The organism is Halorubrum halodurans, assembly GCF_002252985.1.
GTDB lineage: Archaea > Halobacteriota > Halobacteria > Halobacteriales > Haloferacaceae > Halorubrum > Halorubrum halodurans.
Genome location: NZ_NHPJ01000111.1, coordinates 1 through 11,370, shown reverse-complemented (window position 1 = coordinate 11,370; position 11,370 = coordinate 1). Strand labels below are relative to the sequence as shown.

Annotated in this window: 9 protein-coding genes; 4 read left to right on the top strand and 5 right to left on the bottom strand. The window is 69.3% G+C overall.

What is annotated here, in order from left to right; translation table 11 throughout:
- Window positions 1–30: 30 nt before the first annotated feature.
- The gene (locus tag DJ70_RS13015) at window positions 31–837 is read left to right on the top strand and encodes an FkbM family methyltransferase (RefSeq protein WP_094533696.1); all 807 of its coding nucleotides are present in this window, start codon (window positions 31–33) and stop codon (window positions 835–837) included.
- Between the two features lie 13 nt (window positions 838–850).
- On the opposite strand, the gene DJ70_RS13010 is transcribed toward DJ70_RS13015, so the two are convergent.
- The 4 genes from DJ70_RS13010 to DJ70_RS12995 form a co-directional block, all read right to left on the bottom strand.
- A complete protein-coding gene (locus DJ70_RS13010; protein ID WP_094533694.1) occupies window positions 851–2,527 on the bottom strand; it encodes an ABC1 kinase family protein in 1,677 nt (558 codons plus the stop codon).
- A 3-nt stretch (window positions 2,528–2,530) separates the two neighbouring features.
- A complete protein-coding gene (locus DJ70_RS13005) occupies window positions 2,531–2,944 on the bottom strand; it encodes an Hsp20/alpha crystallin family protein (protein ID WP_094533692.1) in 414 nt (137 codons plus the stop codon).
- Window positions 2,945–3,016: 72 nt separating this feature from the next.
- On the bottom strand, window positions 3,017–3,712 hold the full coding sequence (locus DJ70_RS13000; RefSeq protein WP_094533690.1) for a DUF2391 domain-containing protein: 696 nt from the start codon (window positions 3,710–3,712) through the stop codon (window positions 3,017–3,019).
- A 61-nt stretch (window positions 3,713–3,773) separates the two neighbouring features.
- Window positions 3,774–4,571, bottom strand: coding sequence for an alpha/beta fold hydrolase (locus tag DJ70_RS12995; RefSeq protein WP_094533688.1), 798 nt, complete (start codon window positions 4,569–4,571; stop codon window positions 3,774–3,776).
- Between the two features lie 174 nt (window positions 4,572–4,745).
- Here DJ70_RS12995 and DJ70_RS12990 point away from each other — a divergent pair, with 174 nt between their 5' ends.
- On the top strand, window positions 4,746–4,997 hold the full coding sequence (locus DJ70_RS12990) for an Hsp20/alpha crystallin family protein (RefSeq protein WP_094533686.1): 252 nt from the start codon (window positions 4,746–4,748) through the stop codon (window positions 4,995–4,997).
- On the top strand, window positions 4,994–7,267 hold the full coding sequence (locus tag DJ70_RS12985; protein ID WP_094533684.1) for a CDC48 family AAA ATPase: 2,274 nt from the start codon (window positions 4,994–4,996) through the stop codon (window positions 7,265–7,267). The genes DJ70_RS12990 and DJ70_RS12985 overlap by 4 nt, the downstream gene beginning before the upstream one ends.
- A 50-nt stretch (window positions 7,268–7,317) precedes the next feature.
- Here DJ70_RS12985 and DJ70_RS12980 read toward each other — a convergent pair whose 3' ends face one another.
- The gene (locus DJ70_RS12980; RefSeq protein WP_094533698.1) at window positions 7,318–7,557 is read right to left on the bottom strand and encodes a hypothetical protein; all 240 of its coding nucleotides are present in this window, start codon (window positions 7,555–7,557) and stop codon (window positions 7,318–7,320) included.
- Between the two features lie 427 nt (window positions 7,558–7,984).
- Between DJ70_RS12980 and DJ70_RS12975 the strand changes: the two genes are divergently transcribed.
- Complete coding sequence (locus tag DJ70_RS12975; protein WP_094533682.1) at window positions 7,985–11,149, top strand: adenosylcobalamin-dependent ribonucleoside-diphosphate reductase; 3,165 nt, start codon at window positions 7,985–7,987, stop codon at window positions 11,147–11,149.
- The last annotated feature ends 221 nt before the right edge of the window (window positions 11,150–11,370 follow it).

Sequence of the window (11,370 nt, the reverse complement as noted above, 5' to 3'; positions counted from 1 at the left end):
CCATACAGGTCGTGACCGCCTGAGCCGAGGATGTCCGCGCTCGATCCCCCCGCGTGGCTCGAACGGGTCGGGTTCCGGACGCTCTACCGGCTCGCGGACCTGACGTACGCCCTCGGGGTCGCCACGCCGAAGCGGACCGTCGCCGGAACGTACTGGAGTTACGAGCCGACGAACCCTCACGGCGACGACGCCGGACTGGCCGCGCTCTCCCGGCTGCCGACGGACGCGACCGTCATCGACGCCGGCGCACACGTCGGCGAGCACTCGATCCCGCTCGCCGCCGACACCGACCGCCGGGTCGTCGCGTTCGAGCCGAACGCCGAGAGCGCGGACCGGCTGGCTCGGAACGCGGCCCGAAACGGGCTCGCCGACCGGATCGACTGCCGCCGAGCCGGTCTCGGCGACGAACGCGGGTCGCTGCCGTTCTACCGCTCGACGTTCTCGAAGTGTTCCGCGTTCGACCGCGACCGCGCGACGCGCTGGGGGGCGCGCGTCGCCGCCGTCGAGGAGGTTCCCGTGTACCGGCTCGACGACGTGGTGAGCGGGGCCGGAACCGGGACGGCCGCCGGCGACCCGGTTGCCCCGCCCGACGCGATCAAGGTCGACGTCGAGGGCCACGAACTGGCGGTGCTTCGGGGCGCGGCGGCGACGCTTCGAACCCATCGGCCGCTGCTCGTCGTCGAGGTTCACGGGGCGGGCGACGCGGGATCGGACGAGGACGCGGCGGCGGGCGACTCCGCGGCCCGCGACGACCACGCCGCCGCCCTCCGGTCGTGGCTCTCCGAACGCGGCTACGGCGTCGAGGAGCGCGGCGACGTCTGGGTGTGTCGGGGATGACGCCTCGGTCCCGTCAGTCGTCCCGCTGCTCGCGCATTCCCTGCCTGGTGAACTGGGGGTTCCCCGGTATCGTCCGCCGCTTCTTGCGGAACGACCGGTACAGCGCGACCGCGAGCGGGGCCGCGAGCAGGAGGACGATCGCCGCGAGCCGCCACTCCTCGGCGAACGAGTAGAGGATCGTCGCCGAGAGGACGCCGACCGCGAGCAGCACGGAGTAGGCGATCCGCATCGCCAGCTTGTCGAGCACCCGCGACTCGTCCTCGATGGTGACGTCGACGTGGAGGTCGCCGCGGTTCGCTCGGTCAAGGAACGACTCGGCCTTCGGCGGGACGGTGAACAGCGACTCCGTCGTCCGCTGGAGCTGTCTGCCGGCGTCCTCGGCGATCTCGCGGGCGGTCTGCTCGTAGTACCCCTCCGTCTCGAGGTAGTTCGTGGCGGTCTCGATGAAGTCGAACTCGGGGTCGAGCGTGACGCAGACGCCCTCGACGACGGTGGCGACCCGGAGGACCAACGCGAGGTTGCGGGGGAGCCGCAGCGGGAACTCGTAGATGGTCGACTCCACCTGCTCGATGATCTGGTTGACGCGGTACTGCTCGATCTGTTCGCCGCGGGCGTCGGCGATGGCCAGGTCCATCACCTCGCCCATCACGTCGCGGTCGACCTCCGGCGAGAGCGTCCCCATCGAGATCAGGGTGTCGAGGATCGCGTCGGTGTCCTGTCTCGCGACCGCGACGTAGAACTCCACGATCTTCTCCTGGACGAACGGGTCGACCCGCCCGGACATGCCGAAGTCGTAGAAGACCACCGCGCCGTCCGCGTCGACCGCGAGGTTTCCCGGATGCGGGTCGGCGTGGAAGACGCCGTCGTCGATGATCATCTGGAGGTACACCTCCTGGAGCGTCTCCGCGATCGCGGTCCGATCGAGGCCGGCCGCGTCGAGCTCGTCGGTCCGGCTGATCTTCGTCCCCCCGATGTACTCCATCGTGAGCACGCGCGGCCCCGAGGCGGCCTCGTACACCTTCGGGATCCGGATCCGGTCGTCGTCCGCGAAGTTCGCCTTGATCTCCTCGAGCATCTCCCGCTCGCGCCGGTAGTCCATCTCCTCGCGGATCGTCTTCGCGAACTCCTCGGAGAGGTTCTCGATCGAGAACGCCCGGCCGCCGCCGATGAACCGCCGGACGATGGGGAGCGACCAGCGGATCGCCCGGAGGTCGGCCTCGACGAGCGACTCGATGCCGGGCCGGCGCACCTTCACGGCGACGTCCTCGCCGTCGAACCGCGCCGTGTACACCTGTCCGAGGCTGGCCCCGCTTATCGACTCCGTGTCGAAGTCGTCGAAGGTCTCCTCGACGGGGCCGAGCTCGTCCTCCAGCACGCGCTTCGACTCCGTCCAGTCGGCTGGCGGGACGTCGTCCTGGAGCCCCTCGAGCACCTCGATGTAGGCGGGGGGAAGGACGTCCGGCCGCGTCGACAGCAGCTGGCCGAGCTTGATGAACGTCGGGCCGAGCGTGAGCAGGATGTCGAGGAGGACGTCGGCGCGCTCCCGCTGGGTGGCGGCGTCGACCTCGCGTCCGCCGCCGAACAGCAGGAATCGCTTGCGGTCCCGCCAGTAGGCGACGATCAGCGGGGAGAACCGCCGGATCACGACGAAGAAGCGCCAGTAGGCGCGGAGGTTGACCAGCGTGACCACCCGTCAGGCGTCGGCCTCGTCTCCGTCGTCGACCCCGCCGTCGTCGCTTCCGCCGTCGTCGTCGCTCCCCTCGACGGGGATCCGGTGGGAGTCGGCGTCGGCGCGCTTCGGGAGCGTCACCTCGAGGACGCCGCGGTCCATCTCGGCGTCGGCCGCGTCGCCGTCGGCGTCCGGCGGCAGCGGGAGCTCGGCGTCGAGGAACAGGGGCCGGTCCTCCCGGACGTAGCGGAACCCCTCCGGCGTCGACTTCTCGCGGCGGGCCTCGATGACGATCCGGCCGTCCTCGAAGAGGACCTCCGTCGTTCCGGCCGTCGCGCCGGGGAGGTCGACGAGCAGGACGTACCCGTCGTCGGACTCGAGCAGGTCCGCAAACACCGCGTCCGGGAGGTCCCGGAGCGCGTCGCGTAGCGCTGACATGGACCGACGTACGGTCGCCGCGGCGAAAAACCTGTGGTACCCGTCCGGCCGAGCGCGGTGCCGTCCGGCGGCTCAGTCGTCGCCGAAGACGTCGCCGAGGTCCTCGAGGCGCTCGCTGACGTCCCGGCCGGTCGACTCTCCGGGGAGGATGTCGCCGAGCGCGCCGCCGAACGCCGCCCCGCCCCAGACGACGGTCACCCTGGCGAACGCCTCCAGCGTCGTCGGGTCCTCCGCGAGGAGCCGGCCCCACAGCGCCATCAGCCCCGCGGAGACGAGGAACGCGACGGTCAGGACGCCGACGAGCCGGCGGGGGACGATCCCGAAGAGCGGCCGGTACACCCGGACGTCCCGGAAGTCGGCGTAGTAGAGGAGCCCGGTGGTCACGCCGACGACGAAACAGACGTGGCCGGCGAGGTAGACGGGGAACCCGACGACCCGCGCCGCCGCGAACCACGCGGCGATCTCGAAGACGCCGCCCTCGACGAGCAGCGGGAGCGCGAAGACGATCCCCCCGACGAACGACTGGGCGATGTCCCGGCTCGTGTACTTGCTGATCCGCGTGGTGAACGCCGCGCTCCCCGGCATCCGCTCCACCAGCGAGATGGTCTGTCTGACCGTCTCCCGTTCGCGCTCGTCGTCGACCGTCTCCTCGAGCGAGTCCAGCTTCCGCAGGAGGTCGTCGATGTCGGGGTTCCACTCGTCGGGCGTCGTCGACGCCGACGGCTCCGATACCGTCCCTCCGGATCCTCGTTCGTCGTCGGTTCCCATACCCTCGGACTCCCCCTCGGAGGACAAAAGAATGTCCGGAGCCCCTCCGTCCCGTCGTGGATCAGTCGAGGCGTTCCAGGAACCCCGCGATCGCCGCGTTGAACGCGGCCGGGCGCTCGAGCATCGCGAGGTGGGCGGCGTCGTCGATCTCGGCGTACTCCGCGTCCGGGATCCGGTCGGCCAGGAACTCGTGATACCGCGGCGGCGTGAGCGCGTCGTGCTCGCCGGCGACCGCGAGCGTCGGCACGGTCAGCGCCTCCAGTCGGTCGCGCACGTCGAACCGGTGGCAGGTCCGGAAGTCGCGTTCGGTCGTCGCCCGGCCGCACTCCCGCATCGCCGCCCGCGAGCGCTCGAGGAGGTCGGCGGACGCGTCGTGAAACAGCCGGTCGGGGCCGTGGAGCCACGCGACCGCGCGGTCGAAGTCACCCGCGAGCGCGTCCGACAGCGCCTCCCCCACGGCCAGTCTCGCGCCCGTGCCCGCGAGGACGAGCCCGTCGAGCGTGAGGCCACGCTCGAGCGCGGCCCATAGCGCGACGGCTCCGCCGAGCGAGTTGCCACAGACGACGTCGGCGTCGGTCGCCGCCGCGACGGCGACGACGTCGTCGGCGTACGCCTCGAGGGTCGCCTCCCCGGCGGCCGTCCCCACGTCGTCGCTCTCGCCGTGGCCGGAGAGGTCGATCGCGACGACCGGGAACCGGTCGCTCAGCCGCGTCTGTGCCTTCCAGACCTCGGCGTTCCCGCCGCTCCCGTGGACGAAGCAGACGGTCGGCCCGTCGCCGCCGCGGTCGAAGCGGCGGTAGGTCGTCTCGCGGCCGTGATGTCCGACTCGCTCCGCGTCCGGAGTCGCGTTCGAACCCATCTCCCGTCGATCCACGCCCGCGGGGGAGATAAACGGGGATCCCCCCGCGATCCGCCCGCCGATCGCGGCGACCCCGGCCCGAACCGCAATACAACCGTTCGTTGACCGATATTCTCACGTCATGCGATTTTATCCGAGTAGTTTAAATGTATTCGCGCCTAACTTGTGGTTAGGATGACTACCAGACAGACCCGATCGGTCGGCGACGGTTCGTTGCTTCGCCGGTACGAGTACGATGACGGGTGGGTCGTCGCCGCCGACGTCGGCGTCGACGACGAGGCGATCAGCGTCGACACCGTCGGCGACACGGCGATCGTCGTGATCGAGCGCGACGGCGGACCGGCCGAGTCGGAGTTCGAGCTGCCCGGCGAGGCCCGGAGCGTCTCGGTGTCGAACGGCGTGTTGACGATCGAGGGTGAGCGATGAAGCTCACCGTCAAACCGCTGAAACAGAAGGACGCCGGCCGCCGGCTTGCGGCGATAGACCGGGTCGCGGCCGAGGAGCTCGGGCTCTCCCCCGGCGACTTCATCCGCGTTCAGGGCGCCGACGGGGCCGCGACCGCGCGCGTCTGGCCGGGGTACCCCGAGGACGACGGAACCGGCGTGGTCCGTATCGACGGGCGGCTCCGCCAGGAGGCCAGCGTCGGCATCGACGACCGCGTGACGGTCGAACAGGTCGACGTCGAGCCCGCGGAGCGCGTCACCATCGCTCTCCCCCAGCGGCTGGGGATCCGCGGCAACATCGACGCGCTGATCCGCCGCGAGCTCGGCGACCAGCCCGTCACCGAGGGACAGAACGTCCAGCTCCCGCTCGGCTTCGGCTTCATGGGCGGGCAGTCGCAGGCGGTCCCGCTGAAGGTCGCGAGCACGTCGCCGTCGGGGACGGTCGTGGTCACCGACTCGACGGAGATCGAGATCTCCGAGAAGCCCGCGGAGGAGATCGTCGGCGGCGCCGGCGCGCCGGAGGGGGCGGCCGCGGACGGTTCGCCCGACGTCACCTACGAGGACATCGGCGGGCTCGACGACGAGCTCGAGCAGGTCCGCGAGATGATCGAGCTGCCGATGCGACACCCGGAGCTGTTCAAGCGGCTCGGCATCGACCCGCCGAAGGGCGTCCTGCTCCACGGTCCGCCGGGGACGGGGAAGACGCTGATCGCGAAGGCGGTCGCCAACGAGATCGACGCCAGCTTCCACACGATCTCCGGCCCGGAGATCATGTCGAAGTACTACGGCGAGAGCGAGGAGCAGCTCCGTGACGTCTTCGAGGAGGCCACCGAGGAGGCCCCCGCGATCGTGTTCATGGACGAGCTGGACTCCATCGCGCCCAAACGCGAGGAGGCCGGCGGCGACGTGGAGCGCCGCGTGGTGGCCCAGCTGCTCTCGCTCATGGACGGGCTCGAGGAGCGCGGCGAGGTGGTCGTGATCGGCGCGACCAACCGCGTCGACGCCATCGACCCCGCGCTCCGGCGCGGCGGCCGCTTCGACCGCGAGATCGAGGTCGGCGTCCCCGACCGCGACGGCCGCAAGGAGATCCTCCAGGTCCACACGCGGAACATGCCGCTGACCGAGGGGATCGACCTCGACGAGTACGCCGAGAACACCCACGGCTTCGTCGGCGCGGACCTCGAGTCGCTGGCGAAGGAGTCGGCGATGCACGCGCTCCGGCGGATCCGCCCCGAACTCGACTTAGAGAGCGACGAGATCGACGCCGACGTGTTGAACTCGATCCAGGTCACCGAGGGCGACTTCAAGGAGGCGATAAAGGGGATCGAGCCCTCCGCGCTCCGGGAGGTGTTCGTCGAGGTGCCGGACGTCACCTGGGACGACGTCGGCGGGCTCGGCGACACCAAGGAGCGGCTCCGCGAGACGATCCAGTGGCCGCTCGAGTACCCGGAGGTGTTCGACCAGCTGGACATGGCCGCCGCGAAGGGCGTGTTGATGTACGGCCCGCCCGGCACGGGGAAGACGCTGCTCGCGAAGGCGGTCGCCAACGAGAGCGAGTCGAACTTCATCTCGATCAAGGGGCCCGAGCTGCTGAACAAGTTCGTGGGCGAGTCCGAGAAGGGCGTCCGCGAGGTGTTCTCGAAGGCCCGCGAGAACGCGCCCACGATCGTGTTCTTCGACGAGATCGACTCGATCGCGACCGAACGCGGGTCGGGATCGACCGACTCCGGCGTCGGCGAGCGCGTCGTCTCCCAGCTGCTGACGGAGCTCGACGGGCTCGAGTCGCTGGAGGACGTCGTCGTGATCGCGACGACGAACCGGCCGGACCTGATCGACTCGGCGCTGCTCCGGCCCGGCCGGCTCGACCGGCACGTCCACGTGCCGGTGCCCGACGAGGACGCCCGCCGGAAGATCCTCGAGGTCCACACCCGCGAGAAGCCGCTCGCGGACGACGTCGACCTCGACGCGATCGCCCGCAAGACCGAGGGATACGTCGGCGCGGACCTCGAGGCGGTCGCCCGCGAAGCGTCGATGAACGCCTCCCGAGAGTTCATCGCCAGCGTCTCGCGCGAGGAGGTCGGCGAGTCCGTCGGCAACGTCCGCGTGACGATGGCCCACTTCGAGGACGCCCTGGACGAGGTGAACCCGAGCGTCACCCCGGAGACCAGAGAGCGCTACGCGGAGATCGAAAAGCAGTTCCAGCGGTCCGAGACCGCCGACCCGGCGGAGTCCGAGTTCGGCGCGTTCCAGTGAGGCCCCGTTCCGGGGCGCTCCGGTAGCGCCGCCGGGGTGCGTTCGCCGTTTCAGATCAGTCCCGCCGTCGACAGCAGGAAGAGCGCGGCGACGACGACGATCCCGATCGTGACGAGCCGCCACGCGAGCTTCAACACGAACTTCCCGAGCACGATCACGGCCGCGACGGCCACCAGCGCGACGAGCAGCTGCCCCATCGGGCTGGCGAGGATCCCGGCCTGGAGCGGTGCGGACGTCGCGGTGGCGGCGAGCGGAAGGGTCATGTCTGCGAGCACGGCGAGCCGCGGTATAAGCTTGTGGGGGCGGCGTCGGGCGATCCGGGTCGCGAACGTGAATCGTTCGTGATACGTTCGGGGAGGGAGGTCCGACCCCGGCCGTCGGGCGGGCGCCGGAGAGGGCGAGAACGCCCCGTCTCGCGGCCGAACCGCCCACCGCACGACCCCCCTTTCTTTCGGATGCGAACCCCGTCACGTGCCGCGGTATCCACGGATCGGGACCAGTTTCACTCCGGTCTGACTACCATTATGTGCTCGGGACCCCTCCGTCTCCGACGTACCCGAGTTCAGCGTCAGACGTGCGGCACGACGTTACATACCGAATCGGACATGTAGATGCCCGTCGGGTCCGAACATCCGAACGTACAAGGGCCCGCCTCGCCAGTACACCAACACTACAGATGATCCATATCCCACGCCACCCGAGCGGGGTGACCGTCGAATGAGCAGCGACGGCGTCTCCGCGGACGACCTCGAACTGCCGATCAAACGCACCACCGGCGAGACGATGAAGGACCGTCTCACGGCCAACGCCTACCACAACATCCTGCCCGCACGCTACCTCCGGAAGGACGCGGACGGGGAGCCGGTCGAGGAACAGGAGGAGCTGTTCGACCGCGTCGCGCGCAACGTCGCGCTCGCGGAGGCGGTCTTCGAGGCCGAAAAGCGGGACGTCGAGGTCACCGTCACGCCCGACCAGCTCAAGCCCGACCACCCGCGACGGGACGAGCTCGCGGAGGAGGTCTTCGGCGCGGGCGTCTCGGCGGACGACGACGCGGAGACGACGCTGTCGGCACACAACGTCAACAAGTTCGCGTACGACACGGTCGTCCCCGAGCTCCCCGACGAGGTCCGCGAGCACGTCGAGACGACCGCGGCGACGTTCCGCGACGGGATGGAGTCGCTCTCCTTCATGCCGAACTCGCCGACGCTGATGAACGCGGGCGACGAGCTCCAGCAGCTCTCCGCCTGCTTCGTCGACTCGCCGGACGACGACATCACCGACATCCACCAGACCGCCAAGGAGGCCGCCGAAGTCTTCCAGAGCGGCGGCGGCATGGGGTACGCGTTCTGGAAGCTGCGCCCCTACGGCGACGCGGTCGGCTCCACCGGCGGGATCGCCTCCGGGCCGATCACGTTCATGCGGACGTTCGACCAGATGTGCGAGACGATCGCGCAGGGCGGCGCGCGCCGCGGCGCGCAGATGGGCGTCATGCGCGTCTCCCATCCCGACGTCATCCAGTTCATCCACTCGAAGAACAAGGACGTCTCGCTGGCCCACTCCCTGCGGCTGAACGACCCCGACGACTTCACCCACAACTCCTTCGCGGACGCCCTGGAGGAGGCCCGCGAGCTCATCGACGACGAGGGGCGCGTCCCCGAACACCTGCGGAACGCGGTCGAGGGACACCTCTCGAACTTCAACATCAGCGTCGGCGTCACCGACGACTTCATGGAGGCGCTGTACAACGACGAGGAGTTCACCTTCACCAACCCGCGAACCGATGAGCCGCACGTCGCGACGCCGGAGACGAAGGAGATCTACGAGATGTTCGGCCTCGGCGAGCACGTCGAGGTCGGCGAGACCCTCTCGATCCCCGCACAGGAGCTCTGGGACGACATGATCGAGGGCGCCCACGAGAACGGCGAACCCGGCGTCATCTATCTCGAGCGGGTGAACAAGGAACATTCGTTCGATATAAGAGAAAATCCAAGCCATAGAATTCTCGCAACAAATCCCTGCGGGGAACAGCCGCTCGAGGAGTACGAGGCCTGTAACCTCGGTCACATCAACCTCTCGACGCTGGCGGCCGAGGGCGCGCCCGACTGGCGCGTCTGGAGCGAGGCACACGCGGACGAGTACGACTCCCACGAGGCGGCGGTCGAGGCCTTCCTCGCGGAGGCGATCGACTTCGAGGAGTTCGACGACCGGATCGCGTACGGCACGCGCTTCCTGGAGAACGTCGTCACGATGTCCGACTTCCCGGTCGAGAAGATCGAGGAGAAGGTCAGGGACATGCGGAAGATCGGCCTCGGCGTGATGGGGCTCGCCCAGCTGTACATCCAGCTCGGCGTCCGGTACGGCTCGGAGGCGGGCAACGAGGTCGCCCGCCAGCTCATGACCCACATCAACCACGAGTCGAAGGCGACCTCCCACGAGCTGGCCGAGCAGCGCGGCGTCTTCAACGACTGGGCGGACTCGAAGTACGCGAACCCGACGGCACACCGCGAGTGGTTCGAACACCACACCGGCCTCGACGCCGACGAGTGGGCGGACGGCTTCCCGATCCGCAACCACAACACGACGACCATCGCGCCGACGGGCACCACGTCGATGATCGGCAACACGACCGGCGGCTGTGAGCCAATCTACAACGTCGCGTTCTACAAGAACGTCTCCGACGACGTCCAGGGCGACGAGATGCTCGTCGAGTTCGACGACTACTTCCTCCGGACGCTGGAGGCCAACGACGTCGACGTCGACGCGGTGAAGGAGGAGGCCCAGGCGCAGATGGCCGAGAACGAGTTCGACGGCGTCGAGGGGCTGGAGACGGTTCCGGAGGCGATCGGCGAGCTGTTCGTCGTCACCGGCGACCTCTCGGGGATCGAACACGCCGCGGTCCAGTGCGCGTGTCAGGAGGGCGTCGACTCGGCCATCTCGAAGACGTGTAACTTCCCGAACGACGCCACCGCCGCCGACATGGAGGAGGTGTACCGCTACATCTACGACCACGGTGGGAAGGGCGTCACCGTCTACCGCGACGGCACCCGCTCGAAGCAGGTGCTCACGACCCGCGCGAAGAACACGGAGTTCGCCGACGAGTCGGAGGCCGCGGAGACGATCGTCGAACAGATCCGCGAGGTGTTCGGCGGCGTGGAGGCGTTCCTCGACAACGAGGACGTCAGGGCGGCCGTGGACGCGGAGATCACGGAGTTGCTCGAGTCCGCGGACCGGCCGGAGCTCGACTACACCGAGACCCGACCCCGCCCCGACTCGCTGTCGGGCGTGACCCAGCGCGTCGAGACGGGCTACGGCAAGCTGTACGTCACCATCAACGAGGAGGAGGACGGCCGGCCGTTCGAGCTGTTCGCGAACATCGGCCACTCCGGCGGCTACACCAACTCCTTCACCGAGGCGCTCGCGAAGGTCATCTCGACGGCGCTCCGTTCCGGCGTCGACCCCGAGGAGATCGTCGACGAGCTCCAGGGCACGCGGAGCCCGAAGGTCGCCTGGGACAAGGGCGAGCAGATCCAGTCCATCCCGGACGCGATCGGCACCGCGCTCCGCCGCTACCTCGACGACGAGATCGACAAGGGGATCCCCCAACAGCAGAGCCTCGACGACGTCGAGGGCGGCGCCGCGGCCGACCCGCCGAGCCAGACCGACGGCGGCGCGGTCGCCGGGGGGAGTTCGGCCGACGTGGCCGTCGACTCGCCGACCGACGCCGGATCGGCGGATGGTCCCGGCGGGGACGCCGACGACGACGTCACGCAGGACCTCATCGCGGCGGGCGAGTCGCCCGAGTGCCCCGAATGTGGCGGGATGAACCTCTACTTCTCGGAGGGCTGTAAGACGTGCGAGTCCTGCGGCTGGTCCGAGTGTTGAGGTAGCGTCGCGTTCCGTTTCTGCTTCGTCGGATCGCTTCGTTTCGAGACGCTGGATCGGACGATTCGTCGAAGACTGCTAATGAGACGGGTGTTTCGTGGGTGATCGGGTTGATGAGAACGGTGTCGTTGCTGGCGCGGTGGACACGACTGTCGAGACCCAGTTCAAAGGGGCAGCCGCGAGGGCGACGGCGGCCGACGTAAGCAGCGTGGCGCTACGCG